Below are 26086 nucleotides of genomic sequence, written 5' to 3'. Positions count from 1 at the left end.
CGCGCCGCCGACTCAGCGTCGGCCGCCACCGGTGACATCGCCTCGGTAGACCTCGGAGTGATCGGGTGCGAGTGGGGTGTTGCCGAGGATGAGATCCGCTGCCTTCTCGGCGATCATCATCGTCGGTGCGTAGGTGTTGCCGTTGCTCACGTTCGGCATGCAACCGGCGTCGACGACGCTCAGCCCCGTCGTGCCGCGCACGCCCATCGTCTCGGGGTCGAGCACCGCCATGTCGTCGATGCCGATCTTCGTCGTGCACGACGGGTGCAACGCCGTTTCGGAGTCACGGGCCACCCAGTCCATGATCTCTTCGTCGGTCTCGACCGCCGGGCCCGGTGAGATCTCACCGGCGTTGAACTCGTCGAACGCCGGCTGCGTCAGGATTTTGCGTGCGGTGCGGACCGCTTCGATCCACTCACGACGGTCCTGCTCGGTCGACAGGTAGTTGAACTGCACGGCGGGGTGCTTGCGAGGGTCGGTCGACGTGATCTTCACCGTGCCGCGAGCGTCGGAGTACATCGGCCCGACGTGCACCTGGTAGCCGTGCTCGATCTTCGCGTTGGAGCCGTCGGGCTTGCGAGGCGACGACCCGTCGTAGCGGATTGCGATCGGGAGGAAGTGGAACATCAGGTTCGGGTACGACTCGTCGGGATTGCTCTTGACGAACGCTCCGGCCTCGAAGTGGTTGGAGGCGCCCGGCCCCTTGCGGAACAGCCATTGCAACCCGATCCACGGCTTCTTCCAGTGAGCGAGGTGAGGTTGGATCGAGACCGGCTGCTTCGACTCGTACTGGATGTAGACCTCGAGGTGATCTTGCAGGTTCTCGCCGACGCCCGGCACGTCGGCCACGACGTCGATACCCAGACCGCCGAGATGCTCGGGGTCGCCCACGCCCGACAACTGCAGGAGCTGCGGACTGTTGAACGCCCCGCCGCACAGGACCACTTCACCGGCGAGGATCGTCTCGGTCGACCGGCCCTTCGCGATCTCGACGCCGGTCACGCGGGTCCCGTCGAAGAGCACACGATTGACGTGCGTGCTCGTCATCAGGTCGAGGTTCGGTCGGTCGAGCACCGGGTGGAGATAGGCCCGGGCGGCGCTCAGGCGACGACCGCGCAGCACGTTCTTGTCGAACGCTGCGAAGCCTTCCTGGCGATAGCCGTTGACGTCGGCGGTGCGGTTGAAGCCGGCTTCGACACCCGCTCGCAGCCACGCGTCGAACAGTGGGTTGGTCGCCGGTCCGCGTTCGAGGGTGAGCGGACCGTCGGTGCCACGCAGATCCGACGTGTCGGACTCCTGGCCCTCCAGACAGTTCTCCATCCGCTTGAAGTACGGCAGGCAGTGCGCCCAGTCCCAGTGTTCGAGGCCGGGGATGGCACCCCACTTGTCGTAGTCCATCGGGTTGCCCCGCTGGAAGATCATGCCGTTGATGCTCGACGACCCGCCGAGCACCTTGCCGCGAGCGTGGTAGACCCGCCGACCGTTCATGTAGGGCTCGGGTTCGCTCTCGTACTTCCAGTCGTAGAAGCGACTCCCGATCGGGAAGGCCAGCGCCGCCGGCATGTGGATGAAGACGTCCCACTTCCAGTCGCGTCGACCCGCCTCGATGACGAGCACTCGGTTGGAGGGGTCGGCGCTGAGCCGGTTGGCCATGGCGCATCCGGCCGAGCCGCCGCCGACGATCACGAAGTCATACACCCGCCGAGTCTGCCAGGGGACCAGAAATCTCCACCCTCGACCGGTTGCAGGCCGCCCTCGTCGGTGGGCTGCGCGTCAGTCGGCGTCGATGGCGGCGCGGACCTCGGCGACGTAGTCGCCGACCGCGTCGGGGCCGGACTCCATCAGGCGTCGCACCATGCTCGCCCCTTGGATCACGCCATCGGCGACACGGGTCGCCTGATGGGCCTGCTCGGCGTTCGACACGCCGACGCCGACGAGCACCGGCACGTCGGTGATCGCCTTCAGGCGCGCTGCGAGGGCGGTCGCCGTGTCGGCCAGCGAGGCTCGTTCGCCGGTCACGCCGAGGAGACCCACCGAGTACAGGAACCCACGGGCACGCGCTGCGACCAGCGGGAGTCGCTCGTCGGGAGCGGTCGGCGCGGCCAACATGATCGTCTCGATGCCGTTGGCGTCGGCGGCCTCGCACCACGGTCCCGACTCTTCGAGCGGGAGGTCGGGCAGAATCGCCCCGCTGATCCCCGCGCGAGCGAGGTTGGCGGCGAACCGCTCCGGCCCGGGATGGTGCACGAGGTTGTAGTAGGTCATCACGGCGAGCGGGATGTCGACGTCGAGGTTCGGCACCTCGTCGAGAACCGACGTGGGTGTCACGCCGGCTTCGAGCGCCGCCTGCGACGCCGCTTGGATCACCGGGCCGTCCATGACGGGGTCGGAGAACGGAATGCCGATCTCGACCGCGTCGGCACCGTTGGCAGCACACGCTCGGATGGCGTCTTGCCAACCCGGGTAGCCACCGGTGATGTACGGCACGAGCAGCTTGCGACCGGCGGCTCGCTTCGCCCGGAACTCTTCGTCGATGCGTCCCATCAGCTCTCCACTCCGAATTCGTCGGCGAGGATGTCCATCATCTGCGCCACGTCCTTGTCGCCACGGCCCGAGAGGTTGAGCAGCACCGTCTGGCTCTGCATCGTGTGCGCCTCACGGCTGAGCCAGGCGATGGCGTGGGCGCTCTCGAGCGCCGGGATGATGCCCTCGGTCTCGGACAGGAGTCGGAACGCGTCGATCACCTCTGCGTCGGTGACGTTGGGGTACTCGGCGCGCCCGATCGCTGCGAGATGCGCATGCTCGGGGCCGACACCCGGGTAGTCGAGCCCTGCCGAGATCGACAGCGCCTCTTCGACCTGGCCGACCTCGTCCTGCATGAGATAGGAGCGCGAACCGTGGACGACGCCCGGGGTGCCGCGACCGACCGCCGCTCCCCCGGCCGGCTCGACGCCGACCAGGCGGGTCGACGGCTCGTCGACGAATCCGGCGAACAGGCCCATCGCGTTCGACCCACCGCCGACGCACGCCACGACGACGTCGGGCATCGCTCCGGTCATCTCGACGATCTGTTCGTGTGCCTCGTCGCCGATGATCGACTGGAACTGGCGGACCATGTACGGGTACGGATGCGGCCCGACGACCGATCCGAGACAGAAGTAGGTGTCGGAGACGTTGGCCACCCAGTGGCGCATCGCCTCGTTGACCGCGTCTTTGAGCGTGCGACTCCCCGATTCGACCGACTCGACCTCGGCCCCCAGCAGCTTCATCCGGAAGACGTTGAGCGCCTGACGTTCGACGTCGACGGCACCCATGTAGACCTTGCACTCGAGGCCCATCAGGGCGGCAGCGGTGGCGCTGGCGACGCCGTGCTGTCCGGCACCGGTGTCGGCGACGATGCGCTTCTTGCCCATCCGCTTCGCCAACAGCGCCTGACCGATCACGTTGTTGATCTTGTGCGACCCGGTGTGGTTGAGGTCTTCACGCTTCAGGATCAGCCGGACGCCGAGCTGCTCGCCGAGGTTGTGGCACTCGGTGAGGATCGACGGACGACCCGAATACTGGACGTGCACGTCGTGGAGTTCCTGGCGGAACCCCGGATCGTTCCAGGCATCGTTGAACGCCGCTTCGAGTTCTTGACACGCCGGAACCAGCGTCTCGGGAACGAAGCGGCCACCGAACTCGCCGAAGCGACCGGTCTGATCAGGTGGCGCCGACAGCGTGGCGGGAGGAGGGTTCATCGTGATCGAAGGGTACCCATCGAGCGGAAGCGACGCTCAACCGGTTTACGACGTCGTGGCGGCCGGTCGGCGATCGCCCGACGTCATTCGAAGTCCCAGTTGTACGGGCCTTCGTCGTCGCCGCGGTACTGCTCGGGACCCGCGGCCTTGGCGTTCTCGATGAAGCGCATCACGGCGATCGCGTCCTTCTTGCCGGGGGCCTTCTCGACACCGCTCGACACGTCGACACCCCACGGCTCGACTTCGGTGATCGCGGCGGCCACGTTGTCGGGCGTGAGCCCGCCGGCGAGGATCAGCTTCATCTGCGAGGGGGCATCGCCCGCCAGGTTCCAGTCGAACACCTTGCCCGACCCCGGTTCTGGTGCGTCCATCAGGATCATGTCGGTGCCGTACTGGTCGGCGCGCGGGAGGTTGTCGTCGCCGGCAGCGAACGCCTTGATGACCCACCGGAAGTGTCCGGCGACCTCCTTGGTCTGGTCGGGCGTTTCGCGACCGTGGAGCTGCACCGCCTTGACGCCGGCCTTGTGGCCGAGTTCGACGACACGCGACGGCAGTTCGTTGCGGAACACGCCGACCGTCAGGATCTCCGGCGGCAGGCGCCGCGTGATGTCGTACGCCTGCTGCGGGGCGATCTGGCGCGGCGACGGGGCGAAGATGAACCCGACGGCGTCCGCGCCCATCGCGACAGCGAGCAACGCGTCGTCTTCGTTGGTGATGCCGCAGATCTTGACGAACATGGTGAGCGCAACGGTACTCAGCATTGGGACCGCGGTGGTGTACCAGTTGTAACGTCGGCCAGGCATGGGGCGCATCGACGACATCGACCTGACACTCCGACTCGGCAAGGACGAGTACCTCGAACGCTTGAAGGCGGCGCAAGACCGCTTCCAGGAGCTTCGGCTCGGGCTGGGCGGCCACCTCGAAGGCCAAGACGTCGGCCCCGGCCTCCTCATCGTGGTCGAAGGCGTCGATGCAGCCGGCAAGGGTGGAGCGATCCGTCGAGCGGTGCAGGGGCTCGACCCACGGCACTACGAGGTGTACTCGTTCTCCAAGCCCACGCCGCGCGAATTCCGCCATCACCACCTCTGGCGGTTCTGGTCGAAGATCCCCGGACTCGGCGGGATGTGCGTGTTCGACCGCAGCTGGTACGGCCGACTGCTCGTCGAACGAGTCGAGGGTTTCGCCACCAACGCTCAGTGGAAGCGCGCCTACGACGAGATCGTCCACTTCGAGGAGAGCCTCGTGCTCGAAGGCGTGATCCTCGTCAAGTTCTGGTTGCAGGTGAGCCAGGAAGAACAGCTCCGTCGGTTCGAGAGCCGCAAGACCGACCCGCTGCGCAAATGGAAACTCAACGACGAAGACTGGCGCAACCGCGACAAGTGGCCGCAGTACGTCGAGGCGATCGAAGACATGTTCGCCAAGACCGACCACGAACTCGCGCCGTGGGACCTGATCTCCGGCGAGCAGAAGAAGTGGGCTCGAGTCGACTTCCTCGAAACGCTCAACCGTCGGATCGAAGAGGGGCGCAAGCGCTGGGAAGCCGGCCTGGAGTGAAGGACTTCGCCGGCCGGGTCGCGGCGATCACCGGCGCCGGGTCGGGCATCGGCCGGGCGCTCTCGATCGAACTCGCGCGCCGAGGCTGTCACCTCGCAGTGAGCGACGTCGACGAGACGGGCCTCGCCGAGACGGTGGCGCTGTGTGAGCGGCCAGGGCTGCGCGTCACACCGGCCACGCTCGACGTGTCGGACCGCGACGCCGTGTTCGCGTGGGCCGACTACGTCGTCGAACAGCACGGCTCGGTCGACCTGGTGGTCAACAACGCAGGGGTCGCGTTCGGAGCGAGCGCCATGGCCCAGTCGATCGACGATTTCGAGTGGCTGATGAACATCAACTTCTGGGGCGTGGTCCACGGAACCCAGGCGTTCCTGCCGCACCTCGATCACGCCGACCGTGGAGGCCACATCGTCAACATCTCGAGCGTGTTCGGGCTCGTGAGCATCCCGTCGCAGTCGGCGTACAACGCGTCGAAGTTCGGCGTGCGCGGTTTCACCGACGCGTTGCGCATGGAACTCGAGATCGACGGCTCGAAGGTGTCGTGTACGACGATCCACCCGGGCGGGATCAAGACCAACATCGCGCGCAACGCTCGGACCGACGAGAGCGTCGCCATCGGCGGTGGGACCCAGGCCGACTTCGCCGCAGATTTCGACAAGCTCGCGATGACCACGCCCGACAAGGCGGCCCGACAGATCCTCAAGGCGGTCGAACGAAACCGTCGTCGGGCACTGATCGGGCCCGACGCCAAGGTCTTCGACCTCGTGTCACGCCTCCCCGCCGGCCTCTACCAGCGGGTGCTGGTCAGGCAGGCGCGCCGCGACCGAGCGTCTCGCTGATCAACCGATCAGTTCGCGGATGGCCGCAGCGGGGTCACCGCTCGTCACGAGCGTCTCGCCCACCAGCACGGCGTCGTAACCGGCCGTTTCGAGCATGCGGGCGTCGGCAGCGTGACGGACACCCGACTCGGCGATCTTCACGGCGTGATCGGGGATCACGCCGGCCATGCGAACCGCACGTTCGTGATCGACCTGGAACGTGACGAGATCACGCTGGTTGACCCCGATGAGCGTCGCATCGGCATCGAGCGCGTGTTCGAGTTCGGCCTCGTCGTGGATCTCGACGAGCACGTCGAGCCCGATCTCGGTGGCCAGTCGGTGGAAGCTTGTGAGCTCCGCCGTGTCGAGCGCTGCGGCGATGAGCAGGACGCAGTCGGCCCCCATCAGCCGGGCGTCGATCACGTCGAGTTCGCTGACGGTGAAGTCCTTGCGGAGCACCGGGAGCGAGCAGGCCGCCCGCGCCGTCTGCAGGTCGGCGACCGAGCCGCCGAATCCCTCGACGTCGGTGAGCACCGAGAGACACGACGCTCCCCCCGCTTCGTACGTCGCCGCCAGCTCGGCCGGGTCGAGCCCGACGTTGAGGTCGCCTTTCGAGGGCGAGCGTCGCTTGATCTCGGAGATCACGCCCAGCGCATCGCTCCCTCGGAGCGCGTCGGCGAAGCCTCGGGTCGGCGGCAGCTGGTGCGCCTCGTCGAGCAGCGCGTCGAGCGAGCGCGTGTCGACCGCAGCCATCGAACGATGCCGGTCGAGGATCTTGTCGAGGTAGGTCGCTGCCATCGGCCCGAGCGAACGGTCAGAATCCGAGACGTTCGGACACCGTGGTGAGCAGCTCGTCGATCGGCACCCGCACCTGCTCGGTCGTGTCGCGGTCACGAATCGTGACCGCGTTGTCGTCGAGCGAGTCGAAGTCGACCGTGACCGCGAGCGGCGTGCCGATCTCGTCTTGTCGGCGGTAGCGCTTGCCGATGTTCTGCGTCTCGTCGTAGTCGACCATGTAGCGATCGGCGAGCAGCTTGCGGACCTCGTGTGCCAGCGGCGTGAGCGTGTCTTTCTTGCTCAGCGGAAGCACGGCGACCTTGTAGGGCGAGAGGCGCGGGTGCAGACGCAGCACGGTGCGCGTCTCGCCGTTGATCTCGTCTTCGTCGTACGCGGCGAGCAGGAAAGCGGCCATGGTGCGGGTCGCTCCGGCCGCGGGTTCGATCACGTAGGGGACGTACCGCTCGTTGGTCTGCGGGTCGAAGTAGTCGAGCCGCTCGCCCGACACGGCGGCGTGCGCCTTGAGGTCGAAGTCGGTTCGTTTGGCGATGCCTTCGAGTTCGTCGAAGCCCCACGGGAACTCGAACTCCACGTCGGACGTGCCGGTCGAATAGTGCGACAGTTCGTCGTCGTCGTGCGGGCGCAGCATGACCATCTCGGCCGGGATGCCGTGCTCGATGTACCAGTTGAGGCGCTCGTTGCACCAGTACTCGTACCACTTGTCGGAGTCTTCGGGCGGCACGAAGAACTCCATCTCCATCTGCTCGAATTCACGGGTGCGGAAGATCCAGTTCTGCGGGGTGATCTCGTTGCGGAACGACTTGCCGACCTGGGCGATGCCGAACGGCGGCTTCTTGCGCGAGGTCTGCAGCACCTGAGCGAAGTTGGTGAACATGCCCTGCGCGGTCTCGGGACGCAGGTACGCGTCGGCACCCGTGCCCTCGACGGGACCGGCCTGTGTCTTGAACATCAGGTTGAACTCGCGCGCTTCGGTGAAGCTGTTCTTCTCGCCACACGATGGGCACGTGTCGGGGTCGTCGAGCTTGTCGAGACGGAACCGGTTCTTGCAGTTGGTGCAGTCGACGAGGGGGTCGGAGAAGTTGGCGAGGTGACCCGACGCCTGCCACACCTGCGGCGGGCTCAGGATCGCTGCGTCGATCAGCACGACGTCGTCACGCTGCTGCACCATCGAGCGGATCCACGCCTCTTTGACGTTCCTGAGCAGGAGCGATCCGAGCGGTCCGTAGTCGTACGTGGAACGGAATCCTCCGTAGATCTCGGCGGACTGGTACACGAATCCGCGGCGCTTGCAGAGGCTGACGATCTGTTCGAGGTCGGTTGCGGCCATATGGCCCACAGGCTACGGGTCGCCGCTCGCGATGCCCGGATTCATTTCAGGCGGCGTTGGCGACTGGACGACGGCGCAGCGAAACCGGGCTCAGGTGATTCGGCTCCGATCTCGTTCACGTACTGCGCGGGTGCGATGCGTACGCGGGTGGACGGTCGTCGTTCCCCGACATCGTTCTCGCCGATTTTTGCAAGACCGTCGATCCGTCGTGCTCTTGTCGTGCATGTTCACATCACGCATCAACCACCGCCGCCATCGCTCGATCGCTGCACTCGCCATCGCGACACTGTTCGTCGGGTCCGCCTGCGGGTCGGCCGAGAGGTCGTCATCGGACTCCGTGGCTCCCGCCACCGCCGTCAGTGCCGAGGGCACCGTCGTCTCCGATCCCCCATCGACGGCCTCGGATCCGGAAGCTGAGCCAGTTCCGGAACCCGAACCCGAACCCGAGCCGTTGCCGGAACCCGAACCGCTGCCGATCGCCACACCGGAGCCGCAACCGGAACCCGAGCCGGAACCCGAACCGGTCGACGAGGTCGCGGTTCCCAGCGACGACGACGGCGATGGCTGGGATGGGGCCTGTGGGCCGAACGATCCGATGCCGGCCGGTGCGGAGTACATCAGCAGCACCACCGTGCAGTTCGGCGACGGCGTGCCGAACACCGCAACCGCCTACCTCCACGACGGCGAGTGGAAGCTGCGGATCGACGGACCGGTGGTGAGCGACGAGATGTCGCTGCCGGCGCCTGATTTCGGGATCGTCCGGGTCCTCACCGCCGCCCCGGTGAACGACTTCGGCGGCGACGAGATCCTGGTGCGCCTCGACACCATCGCCGACCTGAGCATGATCGGCATCTTCGGACAGCACGACGGCTGCCTGTTCCGCCACACCACCGGCGATCTCGGGCCGGTGGCGCTCACCGTCGGCGTGCACGACGGCGCCATGTTCGGCATCACCTGCCACACCGACGAGTTCGGTTCGTTCATCACCTCACGCTCCGCCACGGCGAACGACGACGACACCTGGAACATCTACGGCACCTCGTACACCTACGACTCACCGACCAGGCTGCAGGCCGGCGACGGCGCCCACGAGTTCGCCGTTCCCACCGGCGACCCGAGGCTCGAGTCGTTCACCGACATCCAGTGCGGCGACCTGCTGCCCGGCCAGTTCTGAGCTGCGGCTTCAGCTCAGCCGTGCCGCCAACTCGATGAGGTCGGCGAGTTCGTCGACCTCATCGGTGTCGATGTCGTCGGCGAGGCGACCGGCCGCCGACGCCACGTCGTCGAGGTCGATGTCGTCGGCGAACGGATTGTCACGGAGCTTCTCGGCGAACGTCGCGACCACCGTGGCCAACTGGAAGTCGACCGGCGTGTCGGCCCAGTTCGGCTCGATGTCACGCATGTCGATGTCCTCGTCGATCTCGACGACGTCGCCGGACTCCGGATCCTCCCACCGCAACGACACCACACCGAGTTCGGCCCGGTCATCGACCGACACGCCTCGGGCCAGCTCGATCTCGTAGATCGCGGTCACCTGGTGTGCGGCACCCAACTCGCCGGCGTCGACGTCGTCGTTGCGGAAGTCGCTGTCGCGGACGCCGCGGTTCTCGAACCCGATGAGTCGGTACGCCTCGACGACGTCCTCGTCGAACTCGACCTGGATCTTGCCGTCTTTGGCGACGATCAGGAGGGTCGAGGTCAGCTCGTCTTCGAACAGCCGCTCGGCCTCGTCCTCGGTGTCGACGTAGGCGTAGAAGCCGTCGCCCTGATCCGCGAGTTGCTCCATCGTCACGTCGTTGAAGTTGCCCATCCCGAAGCCGACGGTGACCAGGTCGATGCCGTTGTCGGCATCGCCGCGGATCATCGCTGCGAGTTGATCGGGGTCGGTGACTCCCGCGTTGGCCACACCGTCGGACGCGATGACGACTCGGTTGATGCCCCCGTCGTCGAACGACTCGCGAGCCAGTTCGTAGCCGAGCGCCAGCCCGGCCTGGAGGTTGGTCCCACCGGTCGAGTCGAGATCGTCGAGCGCATCGAGGATGACGTCGCGGTCCGACACCGAGGTCGGCTCCAGCACGATCGATGCGCCTCCCGCGTAGCTCACGATGGCGACCGTGTCGTCGTCGGCGAGCTCGTCGACGAGGATCGACAGCGATGTCTTGACCAGGCCGAGACGGTCGTCACGATTCATCGACCCCGAGGTGTCGATGACGAAGGTCAGGTTGGCGTCGCCGCGATCCGCGTCGTCCACCACTTCGGCCTGCACCCCGACCCGCACCAGCACGTTGTCGTCGTCGAACGGTGACGGCCCACCATCGACGGAGATGTCGAGACCGGAGCGTGGGATGTCGTAGTCGTAGTCGAAGGCGTTGATGAACTCTTCCGGCCGGACCGACTCCCGAGGCGGGAGCGACCCTTCGTCGAGCCAGCGTCGAGCGATCGAGTACGAGCCGGTGTCGACGTCGAGCGCGAACGTCGACAAGGGGTCGACGTCGGTGTCGATGAACGAGCGGTATCCGTAGTCCTCGAACCGGTTGTCGTCGAACCGAGCTTCGCTGTCGATGTCGCCCGGGTCAGGTGCCTCCTCGTCGGCGGGCGCTTCCTCCCCGAAGAGCCCGTCGTCGGTCGATTCGAGCGATGCGTCGTCCGCCGCCGCCTGCTCTTCTGCGGGCTCCTCGGCGGGTTCGTCAGCGGGTTCCTCGCTGGGTTCCTCGATCGGCGCTTCGGCGTCGATCGACTCGTCGGGCGGTGGTGCGGGTTCGGTCACCAAGTCGACTTCCGCGTCTCCGCCCTCGCCCCCTCCCCCGTCACCGAAGAGACCGTCTTCCGACGCTTCCTCGGTCGGCGCCGACTCCTCGGCATCTCCCCCGTCGTCGTCACCCCCACATGCGGTGAAGACGACTCCCAAGGCCACCAGGGCGGCCAACTGCTTGTTCACGTTGCTGCGTTTCATGGCGGGTTGGACGCCGCCGGGGACCCCGAATGTTCCCCACCGTCGCGATTTGTGCAAGATCCGGGTTCGCTGCGCCTCTTGAACGGCATGAACCCGACACGTCGCATCCAGACCGCCCTCGCCGCCAGTGCACTCGTCATCGGAACCGCATGCGGCTCCACGTCGACCACGAGCACGTCCGACACCGCAGCGCCGACAACCACCGCGTCACCGGCGACCACAACGGCGCCGGTCACCACCGACGCGCCGGTCACCACCGCGGCGCCCGCCACCACGGTCGCACCGACCACCACGGTCGCCGCCGAGGACGTGACACCTCCCACGACGACCCCGCCGACCACCACCATCGCGCCCGAGCCCGAGCCCGAGCCCGAGCCGGAGCCCGAGCCGATCGACGACCTCGTGGCCGTTCCCGAGCCCCCGGTCCCGGTGGCACCGTGTGGCTCGTTCGAACCGATCTCCGGGTCGGCCACGATCACCGCCGACCTCCTGCTCGACCTGCGAGCCGACGGCACCGCCGACGACCGGGTGCTCACCTACTTCGACGGCTCGTGGAAGGTGCGGACGATCATCGACGACATCACCTCCGAGGTGACCGTCGACGATGTCGGCCCCGCTGCAGTCCGCGTGCTCGGTGCCGCAGACGTCGGGATCGTGCGACCGGGCAACGAGATCATCGCCGTCACCGGTGCCGGTGCGTCGACTGCCAAGATCGGCGTGTTCGGCGATGTCGCCGACGGCTGCCTTGCTCAGTACACCTGGCAAGACACCACACCGCTGGCCTTCCACGTCGGCGGGGGCATCACCCACGGCGACAGCACCTGGTGCGGCGACGGCTACATCGGCGCCACGAGCTACGAGCAGGACGAGTGGGGCACCTACTCCGCAGGCGGAGCGGCCTACGAGGAGATGTCGCTCGGCGTCTTCGGCTACATCAGCGCCTCGGACGACTACAGCGAAGGCATGGCCCACGAGGACCTCACGCCGATCACCTTCGACTGCTTCGGGCTCGTGCTCTGATCAGTGCGACTCGAACATCGCCGTCGCCTTGAGCCGACGTTCGAGCTGGAACTCCAGCGCCTTGGTCGCCAGGCTCGCCACCTCGTGCGTGGCGGGCGACTCGGGCTGGGCCAACGCCCCGGCGAGACGCCCACCGAGGATGTCACGGAGCAGGCCGAGCGCTTCGGCACTGATCGCCTGACCCGACCGACACGACCGACACAGCACACCACCTTCGTTGAGGTCGAAGGCGACCATCTGCGTGTCGGGTTCGGTCTCGCCACAGCGGATGCACCCGTACAGCTCCGGGTGGAAGCCCTCGCGGGCGAGCAACTTCCAGTAGAACGCGGGGATGTTCAGCGGCGCAGGCTTGTCGGCGATGGTCCGCAACACGCCGACGAGGCTCTTGTAGAGCGCCGCGTTGGGCTCACGTTCGAGCGACAGTTGATCGACCGCCTCGAGCGCGGCGAGACCTTGCGACGCCCGGTCGAGCGACGACAGCATCGGCGACAACGGTTCGATCGCCTCGGCCTGGCTGACGATATCGAGTTCACGGCCGCGGTACAGCAGGAGCTTGACGTGGCTCATCGGTTCGAGTCGGGCACCGAACTTCGAGCGGGTCTTGCGCACGCCCTTGGCGACGGCGCGGACCTTGCCGTTCTCGAGCGTGTGGATCACGATGATGCGATCCGACTCACCCAGCTTGTACGTCCGCAGCACGACGCCGACGTCGTGATACAGCCCACTCACGATCGGGCACCGTCGCGATCGCTCAGCACCGTCACCCGACCGATTCGTCGGTCTTGTCGGCGTCGTCGAGGCCGCCGAAGCGACGCTCGCGTTGCGCGAAGTCGGCGATCGCTTCGACGAGATGCTCGGTCGTCAACTCGTCCCACCCCATCGGACGGAACACGAGCTCGCCGTACGCCAGCTCCCACACGATCGACGGCGGCAGCCGGGTCGGCTCGCCGAGGACGACGATGAGGTCGGGTTCACAGTCGGCCGGTGCGTAGAGCACCTCGGAGATGATCGCCTCGTTGATCGGTTCGTCGGGAGCGATCTCGGCCATCGCGTGAGCAAAGCGAGCTCGCCCGTCACCGATCGGGTCGATGATGACGTGGCACGAGCCGACGTCGCGTTCCCAGCGTTCGCTGTCGCTCGGACGTACTCCGGGTTCGAACGCTCGCAGCGTGAGGTAGGTGGCGCCGGCGTTGGCCGCGACCTCGCCGAGTTCGTCGACGCGCTGATCCCACCGTTTGACGCCGAGGTCATCCCAGTCGCCGAGGGTCCCGCCGACGATCATCACGTGCCGGAGGAACTGGCGCGTCGGATCGATGCTCTGGATCGCATCGGGATGTGGCGTCGTCGCGGGCGTCGGTGCCATCACACCATCATTCCACGATCGGTGCCCGATCCGACGGCCACCCCTCGCGATAGGTTCAACATTCGTGCCCGGTGAGCAATCCATGTCCCAGAACGACGGCATGCTCCATGTCGCCTGCATCATGGACGGCAACGGCCGATGGGCCGGCGCCCGAGGCCTGCCTCGTACCGACGGGCACACCGAAGGCGAAGAGAACCTCGCCCGTCTCGTGCGCATCGCGGTCACTCGTAACATCGACTACCTCACCGTGTTCGGCTTCTCGACCGAGAACTGGCGGCGACCGCGGCCCGAGGTGCGCCACATCCTCGGCCTCCATGAGAAGCTGTTCGGACGCGTCGCCGAACTCAACGAGCTCAACGTGCGCATCCAGTGGATCGGGCGTCCGTTCGATTCGAGCGAGGCCAAGACCCCGCGCTACGTGCAACGGGCGATCCGCAAGGCGATCAACGACACCGCGGGCAACACCGGCATGACGCTGACCGTTGCGTTCGACTACGGCGGCCGCACCGAACTGGTCACCGCCGTGAAAGAGGCGCGTCGCACGCCAGGCGGCGTCACGGTCGACTCGATCTCCGAGCACCTGTATCTCCCCGACCTCCCTCCCGTCGACGTCCTCGTCCGGACGAGCGGCGAACGGCGGGTGTCGAACTTCCTGCTCTGGCAAGCAGCCGGTGCCGCCATCTACTTCACCGACGCTCCGTGGCCGGACTTCGATGCCACCGAACTCGACGCGGCGCTCGCACTGGTCGCGGCTCCATGAGCGACGACCCCACGGTCGAACTGAACACATCGCTGAGCACGGTCACCTCCGAACTCGATCGAAGCGAAGTTCGCGAGGGCCAACATCGGATGGCCCGTCTCGTCGAAGATGCGATCGCGGGCAAACGCCACCTCGTCGTGCAGGCCGGAACGGGCACCGGCAAGACGCTCGCCTATCTCGTGCCGGCCATCACGACCGGCTCGTCGGTCGTCGTGGCCACAGCGACCAAGGCGCTCCAAGACCAGCTCGCCACCAAGGACCTCCCGTTCCTCGCCGAACATCTCGGTATCGACTTCGATTGGGCCGTGCTCAAGGGGCGCAGCAACTACGTGTGCCTCCAGCGCCTCCGCGAGGTCGAGAACCCGGCGCAGGGCGAACTCGACCTCGGCGACATGGCGGTGGTGACCAAGGCCGAGATCAAGAAGATCGCCGCATGGGCAGCCGACTCCGACACCGGCGACCAAGCCGAACTCGACTGGACGCCATCCGACAACGCCTGGCGAGCCGTGAGCGTCGGCAGCGACGAGTGCCCCGGCGCCGAACGCTGCCCGCTCGGCGATCCGTGCTTCGCCGAGCAGGCCCGGCGTCGGGCACAGGCTGCCGACGTCACCGTCGTCAACACCCACCTGTACGGGCTCAACGTCGCCGCCGAGGGAGCGGTGCTCCCCGACCACGACGTGGTGATCTTCGACGAAGCCCACGTGCTCGAAGACGTCATGAGCGACACCGTCGGGGTCGAGATCTCGCCCGGCCGGTTCATCGCGCTGGCCGCCACCATCCGCCGCATCATCGACGACCCGCAGCTGATCGCCTCGGTCGCGGAACTCGGCGAAGGTCTCCGCGACGCGCTGTCGGGCCACATCGGGGAGCGACTTCCCAATCCGCTCCCCGACTCGATCCAGGAGCCGCTCAACGATGCCCGCCTCAAGCTCGGCGCGGCGAACGACGTGATCGTCTCGCTCACCACGAAGAGCGAAGACGCCAAGCAGCGGCAGTTGCGCGCTCAGACCATGACCGGGCGATCGATCCAGCAACTCGACATCGCCATCGAAGGCCGCGAAGGCTACGTCGCGTTCGTCTCCGGCTCGCGTGACTCGCCGCGTCTCGAGGTCGCACCGCTCGACGTCGGCCCGACGATGGACGAAGGCGTCTGGAAGCGTCGCACCGCCATCCTCACCAGCGCAACGATCCCGTCGTCGCTGGCCACACGGGTCGGCATGCCGGCGAGCGACGTCGACGTCGTCGATGTGGGCAGCCCGTTCGACTACGAGTCGAACTCGATGCTGTACTGCGCGATCCACCTGCCGAACCCGAACTCGCCCGACTTCCGAGCGAAGGCCAACGACGAACTCGAAGCGCTCATCCGCGCCGCCGGTGGGCGGACGCTCGCGTTGTTCACCAGCTACAAGGCGATGGACGAAGCCGCCGAGGCGATGCGGTCGCGTCTCGACAACGAGATCCTGACCCAACGCGACATGCCGAAGACGGCGCTGGTCAAGGCGTTCGCCGACGACGAGTCGACGTGCCTGTTCGCCACCGCCGGGCTGTTCCAGGGCGTCGACGTTCCCGGCAAGACCCTGTCGCTGGTCGTCATCGATCGCATCCCGTTCCCGCGCCCCGACGACCCGCTGCTGTCGGCCCGACGTGATCTGCTCGGTCGGAGTGCGTTCAGCGAGATCGACATCCCACGAGCGTCGATGATGCTCGCGCAGGCCGCGGGTCGCCTGATCCGGTCGGCGACCGACACGGGGGTCGTGGCCGTCATGGACCCGCGTCTCGGCAAGGCGAACTATCGCTGGGACATCGTCAAGGCCCTCCCCCCGATGAAGCGGACGCGACACCGATCTGAGGTCGAAGCGTTCTTGCGTACGATTTCGGGGAGCCCCGACGAATAACGTCTGGGCATGGACAACGAGTCAGCCCGCACGCAACTCATCGCTCAACTCCGCCGCACCATCGAACACATCGACGCCGGCACGATCCCGCTGGTCGACGACACCATGTCGATCCCCGTCGATCGCTACCAGAACCAGGAACGCTGGGAGGAGGAGATCGAGAAGGTCTTCAAGACCGTTCCGCTCATGATGGGCTTCTCCTCCGAGCTGAAGGAAGCCGGCGCCTACAAGGCCATGGACGTCTGCGGGATGAAGTTCATCCTCACACGTGGCAGCGACGGTGAGCTCCGAGGCTTCGTCAACATGTGTTCGCACCGCGGCGCACAACTCGTCGAGGAAGGCAGCGGAGCGTCACGTCGCTTCACGTGCCCGTACCACGCCTGGAACTACGACCACGACGGCGCGCTCGTCGGCGTGACCAACCGCCAGGACTTCGGCGAGGTCGACACGAGCTGTCTCGGTCTGACGTCCCTGCCCGTCGCGGAGAAGTGCGGGCTGATGTGGGTCGTCCTCGATCCCAACGGTTCGATCGACATCGATGCTCACCTCGGTGGCTACGCGACGATGCTCGACCACTTCGACTTCGGCTCGTGGAACGTCGTGCACCAGCAAGAGGTACCCGGCCCGAACTGGAAGCTCGCCTACGACGGCTACCTCGACTTCTACCACCTGCCGTTCCTCCACCGCGACACGTTCGGACCCGACTACCCGAGCCGCCCGATCTACGACGCGTGGGGCCCTCACCAGCGGATGACCGCTCCGTACGAGGCGCTGGCGAAGTGGGCCGACGTGCCCGACGACGAGGTCGTGCTGAGCGAGATCGACGGCGGCGTCTGGACGATCTTCCCGCACGTCTCGATCGCCGGTTTCCCGGTCGGTGAGCGCGGTCTCATGGTGTCGCAACTCTTCCCCGGCGACACGCCCGACACGTCGAAGACCATCCAGAACTTCATCGTCACCGACGAGCCGACCGACGAGTTGATCGCTCTCGCCGCCAAGCACGCCGAGTTCTTCGATCACGTCGTGCGCAACGAGGACTACTACACCGGCATCCGCATCGGGAAGAACATCGCGTCGGGCGCCAAGTCGGAGTTCGTCTTCGGCCGCAACGAGGGCGGCGGCCAGTTCTTCCACACCTACCTCGACAGCCTCCTCGACACCTGACCCGCACCCCACCCGGCTTTACCCCTCAGATCCGTCATCGCTGACGCTTTGACGGGGCAGAACAGCGGGTGGGGCGCCGTTCAGTCGGCGAACGTGAACTTCAGCAGCGTCGGACGCCCCGGCGCTTCGATACGTCTGCCGTCGGCGTTCGTCCAGACGAGGTCGGCGTCATCACGACGTGTGAACCCGGCGGGCGCCATTGCCGTGTCGATCTGTTCGGTGATCGAGTCCATGGTCATGAACGTCACGCCGACGCTCATCACGACCAGTGGCGGATCATCCTCCGAGGTGACCAGCGTCGGTTCCAACCTGGCGGGAAGCAGGTCGGCCGTCGAGCGCAACGCACTCACCGATCGGTCGTCGTCCGGTGCACCCTGCACCGTCTCGTCGGCCGACCCCGACGTCTCGGACCCGCCGCTACACGAGGTCGCCAGCGCGACCGCGATCACGGAGATGAGCAGCAGTCGCATCACTCATTGTCGGCTGACGCTCGATCGAACTTGACGAATCCGGCCCGGCTCATGACGCCCCCCTTCCCGGTTTTGCCCCTGGGATCCGTCATCGGTGACGGATCGGAGGGGTGAAACGGGTCAGGCGAGGGTGTTGACGTTGTTGAGTTCGGTGAAAGCCTGCTCGAGGCGCTCGACGAAGCTCACCTCGCCGGCACGGAGCCAGACGCGAGGGTCGTAGTACTTCTTGTTCGGAGCATCGGCGCCGTTCGGGTTGCCGAGCTGGCTCTCGAGGTAGTCACGGTGCTCGTCGGCGTAGCCGCGCACACCGTCCCAGAACGCCCACTGCAGATCGGTGTCGATGTTCATCTTGATCACGCCGTAGCTGATGGCCTCGGCGATCTCCTCGGCGGTGGAGCCGGAGCCGCCGTGGAACACGAAGTTGACGGGCAGGTCGGAGTCGGTGGAGAACTTCTCGGCGATGTGCGCCTGCGCGTCACGCAGGATGGTGGGCGTGAGCTTGACGTTGCCGGGCTTGTACACACCGTGCACGTTGCCGAACGCGGCGGCGATCGTGAAGTTCGGGCTGACCTCCATGAGGCGCTCGTAGGCGTAGGCGACTTCCTCGGGCTTCGAGTAGAGGTCTTCGGGGTTGGCGTCGGAGTTGTCGACGCCGTCTTCCTCGCCACCGGTGATCCCGAGTTCGATCTCGAGGGTCATGCCCATCGGCGCCATGCGCTTGAGGTACTCGACGCACGTGTCGATGTTCTCCTCCATCGGCTCCTCGGAGAGGTCGAGCATGTGCGAGCTGAACAGCGGGCGACCCGTCGCCTCGAAATGCGCTTCGCCTTCGTCGAGCAGGCCCGAGATCCACGGCAGCTTCTTCTTCGGGCAGTGATCGGTGTGCAGGATGACGCGGGCGTCGTAGGCCTCGGCCATGGTCTGGACGTGCTTGGCGCCGGCGACCGAGCCGAGGATCGACGCGCGATCGCCGTCGACCGGCACGTTCTTGCCGCCGACGAAGGCCGAGCCGCTCGTGGAGAACTGGATGATCACCGGGCTGTTGAGCTTGCCGGCGGTCTCCATCACGGCATTCATCGAGTTGGTACCGATGCAGTTGGCCGCTGGCAGTGCGAACTGGTTGGCCTTCGCCAGAGCGAACAGTTGGTTGACGTGGTCGCCCGTCAGGACGCCGGCTGGGAACTCGTTGCTGATGTCGGTCACGCCACACAGTGTAGATGCCGACGCCGCACCGAGCCCGGTGCTCGAGCGCGAGCACCGGGCTCGGGCGCTCGGTTCGGCGCTCGCCGCGTCTCCGGCTCGGGCTCGCCGCTCGATACTGTCGACCGCCATGGACCGCGTCGTCACCATCGAACTGACCGAAGGCATCGCCTCGATCACCCTCGACTCGCAGCACAATCGCAATGCGCTCTCGAAGCAGTTGCTCGCCGAACTGCACGAGTGTCTCGACGACGCAGAGGCGGCCAACGCCCGCGCCATCGTCCTGCGTCACGAGGGGCCGGCCTTCTGCGCCGGGGCCGACCTCAAGGAACGAGCGGGCGACTCGGCGCCGGCGGGCGGCGCCGGCATCGATTCCAACCCGATGGTGCGTGCGCTGGAACGGCTCATGGACACCGAACGACCCACGATCGCTGCGGTCGACGGCGCGGTCCGCGCCGGCGGTATCGGACTGATGGCTGCCTGCGACCTCGTCGTCGTCGACGCCGCCACCACGTTCGCGCTCACCGAAGTGCGTATCGGTGTGGCCCCGGCGATCATCTCGGTGCCGATCCTGCGACGAGTACCGGCCGGGAAGATCGCCGCCGCGATGCTCACCGGTGAGCCGTTCGACGCTGCAGAAGCACGATCGATCGGACTCGTCACCCACGTCACCGACGACGTGGCTGCGACCGTTGCCGCGTTGTGTGACGGAGTCCGCGCCGGTGCACCGCGCGCCGTTCGCGAGACCAAGCGACTGCTGCGCCACGTTCCCACCCTCGAACGATCGGTCGCGTTCGCCGAGATGGAAGCACTCTCGACCGAACTCTTCGAGGGGCCCGATGCGGCAGCAGGCATGGCCGCGTTCCGCGAGAAGCGGACACCCGACTGGTCGAACGCCGACTGATCGGCGCGGCCACTTCGTCGCGGCATCGTCGTCGGCTCCGTTTCCATGATCGTGGATTCCCTGCGAGACTGAAGGCATGCCCAGCACTGTCACCAGCGAAGAACTCCACGCCCGCATCGTCGGCCAGAACATCCCGAAACGGTTTCTGGCGAACCTCGAACGCAACGGTGACATCGAGGTCTTGAACTGGCAGACCGCCGACGGCGGATGGGAATCGCTCACGCTCAGCCAGGTGGCCGATCACACCGCCCGCCTCGTCGCTGCGCTCAAGGATCTCGGCGTGTCGCCCGGCGACAAGGTCGTGATGATGATGCGCAACCGACAGGAGTTCCATGCGCTCGACCTCGCCGTGCTGTTCTGCGGCGCCACGCCGGTCTCCATCTACAACTCGTCGGCACCCGACCAGATCCAGTACCTCGTCAACGACAGCGGCGCCAGCGTCGCCATCCTCGAGGACTCGGGTTTCCTCGAGCGATTCGAATCGGTGCGCGACAAGATCCCGACCATTCAGCACATCGCGCTCATCGAGACCAACGACGAGACCGGCGACGACATCGTTCGCTACAGCGACATGGTCGCCTTCGAACCCGCCGACCTCGCCGCCGAGGCCGAGACGGCGACCCTGAGCGATCTCGCCACGATCATCTACACCTCCGGCACCACCGGTCCGCCGAAGGGCGTCATGCTCAGTCACAGCAACGTGGTCTGGACGCTCGAATCGGTCGGCCAGTCGATGCGCGATCAGACCGACATCGACGACTTCGCCGGCAAGAGCCACCTGTCGTACCTGCCGATGGCCCACGTCATGGAACGGTTGCTCGGCCACTACTACATGCTCGACTTCGGGACGAAGGTCTACTGCTGCCCCGAGACGAGCCAGATGCCGGCGATGCTGCGCGAGAGTCGCCCGAGCCTGTTCATCGGCGTGCCTCGTGTGTGGGAGAAGCTGTACGCCGGCGTCAACGCGGCGCTCTCGGCCGATCCGGACAAGGAACGCCAGTTCAACGAAGCGGTCGCGGCCGGGTCGCCGATCATGGCGAAGATGACCCGTGGCGAAGCGACCGACGAAGAGATCGCGACGTGGAACTTCCTCGACGGGGTCGGTTTCAAGCCCGTGCGCGAACTGATCGGTCTCGACCGCGTCGAGATCGGCATCTCGGGTGCCGCACCGATCCCGGCCGAGATCCTCGACTGGTTCCGCACGATCGGCGTGCCGCTCAGCGAGGGCTACGGCATGAGCGAGACGGTCGCCGTGCTGTCGTGGTCGTCGGCGGCCAAGCCGGGCTTCGTCGGGCAAGCCGCGACCGGTGTCGAGATCACGATCGCCGACGACGGCGAAGTGCTCGCACGCGGCGGCAACATCTTCGAGGGATACCTCGGGCTTCCCGACAAGACGGCCGAGACCATCGACGAAGACGGATGGCTCCACACCGGCGACATCGGCGTGCTCGACGACGAGGGCTACCTCAAGATCGTCGACCGCAAGAAGGAGCTCATCATCACCGCCGGCGGCAAGAACATCAGCCCGGCCAACCTCGAAGCGGCGCTCAAGATGATCCCGTTGATCGGCCAGGCGTGCGCCGTCGGCGAGCAGAAGCCGTTCGTCGCCGCACTCGTCGTTCTCGATCCCGACGCGTCGGCTGCGTGGGCCGCCGAGCACGGTCTCACGGGCGACGCCGCGACGATGACCGAGATGGCCAAGAATCCCGACGTGATCGCCGAGATCGAGGCCGGACTCGCCGACGCGATGGCCGACTTCAACAACGCCGAATCGGTGAAGAAGGTCAAGGTGCTCGGCGAGGAATGGCTGCCCGACTCCGAGCTGCTCACGCCGACCTCCAAGCTCAAGCGTCGTGGCATCCTGGCCACGTTCGCCGACGAGATCGAAGCGCTCTACGTCCGCTGATCGGCCGCGCCGGCCCTCGACGTCCGCGGGCGCGATCAGGGGCCGGTGCGATCAGGCGATCAGGCGGTAGCCGACCCCGCGCACGGTGACGATCAGCTGCGGATCGTCGGGGTGGTCTTCGATCTTCATACGCAGCCGACGCACGTGAGCGTCGACCAGGCGCGAGTCGCCCAGGTACTCGTACCCCCAGACGCGTTCGAGGAGCTGATCGCGCGACAGCACGGCGCCGGCATGATCGGCGAACTCGCACAGCAGGCGGAACTCGGTCTTGGTGAGGTTGATCTCGTTGCCCGCCTTGAGGACGATGCCTTGTTGACGACGTAGTTCGACGTCGCCGAACATCGAGGCCTGTGCCGTCGGCGACGAATCGTGGAGATGCACGCGTCGCAGCAACGAGCGGATTCGTGCGGCCAACTCTTTGGGCACCACCGGCTTGGTGACGTAGTCGTCGGCCCCTGCCTCGAGCCCGGCGACCATGTCGACGGTGTCGGTCTGCGCGGTGATGATGATGATCGGCACGATGCTCTTCGAGCGCAGCGCCCGACACACCTCGAAACCCGACATGTCGGGCAGCCGCAGGTCGAGCAACACCAGGTCGATACCCCCCTGGTCGAATGCGGCGAGGCCGTCGGTGCCGTTGGCGGCCTCGCGAACCGAGTAGCCCTCGTCCTCGAGTGCCAGCGACAGTGCCAGACGGATGCCGTCGTCGTCTTCGATGAACAGCAGCGACTCCATGCGCTCACCGTAGCCACTGCGTCACGATCCGACGAGTGACGGCGAACTCTCGACTCCCCATCGAAGCTTCGTCACATCTCGTGTGCGGCGGTCGTCGAGTGCCCTGTGGACGACGACGCGTCGATGCAGGTGGGCCGCGCTTTCACACACGATGATCGGTTTGTTACAGAAATCGCACACGGCTGCGGTTGCACTGTCACAGACCAGTCGCAGTATTGGTGATGTTCACGCTGCCCCGGTGAGGTACCTCCCTCCCCCTGGTGCCTCACCGGCAGCGAGAAACCCCGGCACCGGCGACACGCCGTCGAGCCACTCCCCTGCAACACTGTCTCCCGTGGCCCGCGAACGTTCACTCCGACTCCGAACTCGCGTCACGCTGTTCTTCGCACTGATCGCGCTGTTCGCCGGCACCCTGCTCATCGGCGTCACCTACGGGTTCGCGCGCAGCAACCTCCTCGACGAGCGCCAGGACTCCGCCCGCACCCAGGCCTTCGAGAACGCGGCCGCCGCCGCCGAGATCCTCGACGTCGACACCGAACAGATCGGGATCTTCTTCCGCGACGACCTCACGACCGAACCCGACGGGTTCGCGGTCCTCACCTCGTCGGGCATCGACGCCATCGAGACACGCACCGACTCCGACGTCGACATCGACGTGAGCCTCGATGCCTTCCCCACCCAACTGGTCGAGCACGTGCAGGCAGGAGGCTCCGGGCTCCAGTTCGCCGACATCGACGGCAAGCCGTACGTCACCGTCGGCGTCCACATCAACCGCCACGACGTCGGCTACTTCGAAGCGTTCCCCGCCGAGACCACCGACACCACCCTCACCGCGCTGATCACCGCACTCGGCCTCGGAGGCATCGGCACGCTCGTCCTCGCAACACTGTTCGGCTTCTCCACCTCGCGCCGTCTGCTCCGTCCGCTCTCGCGGGTCGCCGACGCCGCCGAGGAAATCGCCGAGGGTGGTCTCGACACGCGTCTCGACAGCGAGTCCGACCCCGATCTCGACCGCCTCGCCGGCTCGTTCAACGGGATGGCCGACGCCGTGCAGGCCAGGATCGAACGCGAGGCCCGATTCGCCTCCGACGTCAGTCACGAGTTGCGCTCGCCCATCACCGCCCTCACCGCGGCGGTCGAAGTGCTCGACGCCAAACGCGATGACATCCCCGAACGCACGCAGCAGGCGCTCGACATCGTCGTCAGCCAGGTGCGCCGGTTCGACAGCATGGTGATCGACCTGCTCGAACTCTCACGCATCGATGCCGGCGCCACCGACCTCAACGTCGAGACGCTCGACGTGTCGGATCTGACCCGGCGGGTCGCCGCCCGGTTCGGAGCGAGCGACGTGCCGATCTCGATGGCGCCCGACACCCCTCGCGAGATCGACGTCGACAAGGTCCGTTTCGAACGAATCGTCGGCAACCTCATCGACAATGCTCAGAACCACGGCGGCGGCGCGACGCTGATCGAACTCGGCCAGCCGCGCAGCGGGCTCCTGCGCATCGCCGTCGAAGACGCCGGGCCGGGCGTCGCCCGCAGCGAACGCGACCGCATCTTCGAACGCTTCGCTCGCGGCAGCGCCGCACGCCACCGGATCGGCACCGGGCTCGGCCTCGCCCTCGTCGTCGAACACACGAACGCCCTGGGCGGGGATGCGTGGGTCGAGGATCGAGCGGAAGGTGGCGCCCGCTTCGTGGTCGAACTCCCCGTCAGACAGGACGCCCGATGACTCTCCGTACACGCAAGCTCGCGACCGCACTCGTCGTCGCCGCGACGTTCGCGGCGGCATGCGGTGTGCCCGAGGGCCCCGACACGTTCGAGCAGATCGCCGACGCCGACGTCCCGCTCAACCTGGCATCGCCGTCGACCACGACCACCACCACGACCACCACGGTGCCCGTCGAGCCACCCGAGACCACGACCACCGCCGTCGACCCGCTGCCCGAACCCGAGACCGAACCGGTCAGGCTCTACTTTCTCGCTCGCGACGAACTCATCCCGACCCGCCGGTCGATCGAGACCGGGTTCGTGCCGTTCCAACTCATCGAACTGCTCACCGCCGGACCCGACCCCGAGACGAACCCCGGGCTCGAAACCGTCGTGCCCGACGACCTCGTCCGATCGATCGACGTGACCGCGGGTACCGCCACGGTCGACCTCGACAGCACGGTGTTCCGGCGCGTCCTGCGCTCCGACCAGCTCGCGCTCTTCGCACAGATCGTGCTCACTCTCACCGAAAGCGCGCCGCGTATCGGCATCGTCACGTTCACCATCGACGGGGCGCCCGAGAACGTGCCGATCCCCAACAACTTCTTCCGCCGCACCCTCACGTTCGACAACTACGCCCAGCTCATCGTGAACGCCGTCGTCACCCCGACCGTCACCACGACCGTTCCCCCGACCACGACCGTTCCCGAGGGCGGGGCGGAGGGTGACGCGGAGGGCGAGCCGCCGATCGACGACGACGTGGCAGCCGACGAGCTCGATGCGCCGACCACGGTGCCGACCGAGTCGACCGTGGCGCCGACGACCGCGCCGGGTTGAGTCAGTAACCGAGGCGCTCGACGCGCTCGGGCTTGCGCTGCCAGTCCTTGTCGACCTTCACACGCAGCTCGAGGTAGACGCCCTCGGGCATCTGGCGGCGGGCACGCTCGCCCACCTGCTTGAGCACCGACCCACCCTTGCCGATGACCATGCCCTTCTGGCTGTCACGCTCGACGATGATGTCGACCCGGATGCGCGGCCACTCCCACTCGACGACCTGCGTGGCGATCGAATAGGGCAGCTCGTCACGAGTCACGGCGAGCAACTGTTCGCGGACGAGTTCGGCAACCCAGCGTTCTTCGGGAAGGTCGCTCACCTCGTCGTCGGGGAAGTACTTCGGGCCGACGGGAAGACCTTCCGACAGGTACTCGACCAACTTGCCGACGCCATCACCGGTCTTCGCCGACACCGGGAAGTACTCGCGCGCTCCCAGCTCCGACGCCGCCGTGAGCATCTTGAGCACCTGTTCGGGCGACGCCGCGTCGATCTTGTTGACGACCACGATCGACTCGGCCATGTCGAGCTGACCGGCGACCCAGCGGTCGCCCTTGCCGAACGGCTTGGTCGCGTCGAGCACGAGCGCGGTCACGTCGACGTCGTCCATGCTCCCCAGCGCCGTCGCATTGACCCGCTCACCCAACGCCGTGACCGCCTTGTGGAGCCCCGGCGTGTCGACGAACACCAGCTGACTTCCCGGCCGGCTCAACACGCCCATGATGCGATGCCTCGTGGTCTGCGGTTTGTCGCTCACGATGCTGATCTTCTGTCCGCAGATCGCGTTGACGAGCGACGACTTGCCCACGTTGGGTCGCCCGACGAACGTGACGAAGCCGGAACGGTGGTCATCGTGGTCGTCGGTCATCCTCAGAGTCTGCCAACTGAAGGCGGCAAAGCAGCGCAAGTGCCGCCGCACCCGACGCTCGTCGCCCGTC

General features: G+C 66.7%; 24 protein-coding genes. 11 read left to right on the top strand and 13 right to left on the bottom strand.

The annotated features are described in order from the left end of the window. Nucleotides 1–12: 12 nt before the first annotated feature. The 4 genes from betA to YM304_RS12170 form a co-directional block, all read right to left on the bottom strand. Complete coding sequence (gene betA / locus YM304_RS12185) at nucleotides 13–1698, bottom strand: choline dehydrogenase (RefSeq protein ID WP_015441994.1); 1686 nt, start codon at nucleotides 1696–1698, stop codon at nucleotides 13–15. A gap of 75 nt (nucleotides 1699–1773) precedes the next feature. Continuing rightward, complete coding sequence (gene trpA / locus YM304_RS12180; protein ID WP_015441993.1) at nucleotides 1774–2544, bottom strand: tryptophan synthase subunit alpha; 771 nt, start codon at nucleotides 2542–2544, stop codon at nucleotides 1774–1776. Next, a complete protein-coding gene (trpB, locus tag YM304_RS12175; RefSeq protein WP_015441992.1) occupies nucleotides 2544–3740 on the bottom strand; it encodes a tryptophan synthase subunit beta in 1197 nt (398 codons plus the stop codon). The genes trpA and trpB overlap by 1 nt, the downstream gene beginning before the upstream one ends. 83 nt (nucleotides 3741–3823) lie before the next feature. Continuing rightward, the gene (locus YM304_RS12170) at nucleotides 3824–4477 is read right to left on the bottom strand and encodes a phosphoribosylanthranilate isomerase (RefSeq protein ID WP_015441991.1); all 654 of its coding nucleotides are present in this window, start codon (nucleotides 4475–4477) and stop codon (nucleotides 3824–3826) included. 64 nt (nucleotides 4478–4541) lie between these two features. On the opposite strand from YM304_RS12170, the gene YM304_RS12165 reads away from it, so the two are divergent. Both YM304_RS12165 and YM304_RS12160 read left to right on the top strand, forming a co-directional pair. Then, nucleotides 4542–5294, top strand: a complete 753-nt coding sequence (locus tag YM304_RS12165) for a polyphosphate kinase 2 family protein (RefSeq protein ID WP_015441990.1) — start codon at nucleotides 4542–4544, stop codon at nucleotides 5292–5294. After that, on the top strand, nucleotides 5291–6133 hold the full coding sequence (locus tag YM304_RS12160; RefSeq protein WP_015441989.1) for an SDR family NAD(P)-dependent oxidoreductase: 843 nt from the start codon (nucleotides 5291–5293) through the stop codon (nucleotides 6131–6133). The genes YM304_RS12165 and YM304_RS12160 overlap by 4 nt, the downstream gene beginning before the upstream one ends. Here the strand turns inward: YM304_RS12160 and trpC are convergent, their stop codons facing one another. Then, nucleotides 6134–6910, bottom strand: a complete 777-nt coding sequence (gene trpC, locus YM304_RS12155) for an indole-3-glycerol phosphate synthase TrpC (protein ID WP_015441988.1) — start codon at nucleotides 6908–6910, stop codon at nucleotides 6134–6136. A 16-nt stretch (nucleotides 6911–6926) separates the two neighbouring features. Continuing rightward, complete coding sequence (locus YM304_RS12150; RefSeq protein ID WP_015441987.1) at nucleotides 6927–8237, bottom strand: glycine--tRNA ligase; 1311 nt, start codon at nucleotides 8235–8237, stop codon at nucleotides 6927–6929. 223 nt (nucleotides 8238–8460) lie between these two features. Between YM304_RS12150 and YM304_RS25290 the strand changes: the two genes are divergently transcribed. Continuing rightward, nucleotides 8461–9411, top strand: coding sequence for a hypothetical protein (locus YM304_RS25290; RefSeq protein WP_015441986.1), 951 nt, complete (start codon nucleotides 8461–8463; stop codon nucleotides 9409–9411). Nucleotides 9412–9420: 9 nt separating this feature from the next. Here the strand turns inward: YM304_RS25290 and YM304_RS12140 are convergent, their stop codons facing one another. Beyond that, complete coding sequence (locus YM304_RS12140) at nucleotides 9421–11190, bottom strand: vWA domain-containing protein (RefSeq protein ID WP_015441985.1); 1770 nt, start codon at nucleotides 11188–11190, stop codon at nucleotides 9421–9423. 87 nt (nucleotides 11191–11277) lie between these two features. On the opposite strand from YM304_RS12140, the gene YM304_RS12135 reads away from it, so the two are divergent. Then, the gene (locus YM304_RS12135; RefSeq protein WP_154723434.1) at nucleotides 11278–12210 is read left to right on the top strand and encodes a hypothetical protein; all 933 of its coding nucleotides are present in this window, start codon (nucleotides 11278–11280) and stop codon (nucleotides 12208–12210) included. Here YM304_RS12135 and recO read toward each other — a convergent pair whose 3' ends face one another. Together recO and YM304_RS22545 are read right to left on the bottom strand one after the other, a co-directional pair. Next, nucleotides 12211–12939 (bottom strand): DNA repair protein RecO, encoded by a 729-nt coding sequence (gene recO / locus YM304_RS12130; RefSeq protein ID WP_015441983.1) that lies wholly within the window; start codon nucleotides 12937–12939, stop codon nucleotides 12211–12213. A gap of 31 nt (nucleotides 12940–12970) precedes the next feature. After that, on the bottom strand, nucleotides 12971–13573 hold the full coding sequence (locus YM304_RS22545) for an undecaprenyl diphosphate synthase family protein (RefSeq protein WP_015441982.1): 603 nt from the start codon (nucleotides 13571–13573) through the stop codon (nucleotides 12971–12973). Between the two features lie 82 nt (nucleotides 13574–13655). On the opposite strand from YM304_RS22545, the gene uppS reads away from it, so the two are divergent. Genes uppS through YM304_RS12110 form a run of 3 tightly spaced genes read left to right on the top strand, consistent with a single transcriptional unit; the run spans nucleotide 13656 to nucleotide 17392 of the window. Beyond that, nucleotides 13656–14333 (top strand): polyprenyl diphosphate synthase, encoded by a 678-nt coding sequence (gene uppS, locus YM304_RS12120; protein WP_015441981.1) that lies wholly within the window; start codon nucleotides 13656–13658, stop codon nucleotides 14331–14333. Beyond that, nucleotides 14330–16228, top strand: a complete 1899-nt coding sequence (locus YM304_RS12115; protein WP_015441980.1) for an ATP-dependent DNA helicase — start codon at nucleotides 14330–14332, stop codon at nucleotides 16226–16228. The genes uppS and YM304_RS12115 overlap by 4 nt, the downstream gene beginning before the upstream one ends. Nucleotides 16229–16237: 9 nt before the next feature. Next, nucleotides 16238–17392, top strand: a complete 1155-nt coding sequence (locus tag YM304_RS12110; RefSeq protein ID WP_015441979.1) for an aromatic ring-hydroxylating oxygenase subunit alpha — start codon at nucleotides 16238–16240, stop codon at nucleotides 17390–17392. A gap of 80 nt (nucleotides 17393–17472) precedes the next feature. On the opposite strand, the gene YM304_RS12105 is transcribed toward YM304_RS12110, so the two are convergent. Next, nucleotides 17473–17862 (bottom strand): hypothetical protein, encoded by a 390-nt coding sequence (locus YM304_RS12105; RefSeq protein WP_015441978.1) that lies wholly within the window; start codon nucleotides 17860–17862, stop codon nucleotides 17473–17475. Between the two features lie 120 nt (nucleotides 17863–17982). After that, a complete protein-coding gene (gene fbaA / locus YM304_RS12100) occupies nucleotides 17983–19056 on the bottom strand; it encodes a class II fructose-bisphosphate aldolase (protein WP_041299721.1) in 1074 nt (357 codons plus the stop codon). Between fbaA and YM304_RS12095 the strand changes: the two genes are divergently transcribed. Continuing rightward, entirely contained in the window at nucleotides 19055–19966 is a 912-nt protein-coding gene (locus YM304_RS12095) for an enoyl-CoA hydratase-related protein (RefSeq protein ID WP_197536878.1), read from the top strand. The two genes, fbaA and YM304_RS12095, sit on opposite strands and share 2 nt — an antisense overlap. Before the next feature lie 76 nt (nucleotides 19967–20042). Further along, entirely contained in the window at nucleotides 20043–21872 is a 1830-nt protein-coding gene (locus YM304_RS12090) for an AMP-dependent synthetase/ligase (protein WP_015441975.1), read from the top strand. A 51-nt stretch (nucleotides 21873–21923) separates the two neighbouring features. Here the strand turns inward: YM304_RS12090 and YM304_RS12085 are convergent, their stop codons facing one another. Beyond that, a complete protein-coding gene (locus YM304_RS12085) occupies nucleotides 21924–22607 on the bottom strand; it encodes a response regulator transcription factor (RefSeq protein ID WP_015441974.1) in 684 nt (227 codons plus the stop codon). Between the two features lie 334 nt (nucleotides 22608–22941). Between YM304_RS12085 and YM304_RS22540 the strand changes: the two genes are divergently transcribed. Together YM304_RS22540 and YM304_RS12075 are read left to right on the top strand one after the other, a co-directional pair. Beyond that, the gene (locus YM304_RS22540; RefSeq protein WP_015441973.1) at nucleotides 22942–24339 is read left to right on the top strand and encodes a sensor histidine kinase; all 1398 of its coding nucleotides are present in this window, start codon (nucleotides 22942–22944) and stop codon (nucleotides 24337–24339) included. Beyond that, nucleotides 24336–25154 carry a GerMN domain-containing protein gene (locus tag YM304_RS12075; RefSeq protein ID WP_015441972.1) on the top strand — a complete coding sequence of 273 codons (819 nt, stop codon included), beginning with the start codon at nucleotides 24336–24338 and terminating at the stop codon, nucleotides 25152–25154. The genes YM304_RS22540 and YM304_RS12075 overlap by 4 nt, the downstream gene beginning before the upstream one ends. A 1-nt stretch (nucleotide 25155) precedes the next feature. Here YM304_RS12075 and era read toward each other — a convergent pair whose 3' ends face one another. Beyond that, nucleotides 25156–26016, bottom strand: coding sequence for a GTPase Era (era, locus tag YM304_RS12070; RefSeq protein WP_015441971.1), 861 nt, complete (start codon nucleotides 26014–26016; stop codon nucleotides 25156–25158). Between the last annotated feature and the right edge of the window lie 70 nt (nucleotides 26017–26086).

The sequence above is a fragment of the Ilumatobacter coccineus YM16-304 genome (genome assembly GCF_000348785.1).
GTDB lineage: Bacteria > Actinomycetota > Acidimicrobiia > Acidimicrobiales > Ilumatobacteraceae > Ilumatobacter_A > Ilumatobacter_A coccineus.
Note: the sequence above shows the minus strand (reverse complement) of the source record. Positions and strands in the feature narration are given on the sequence as shown.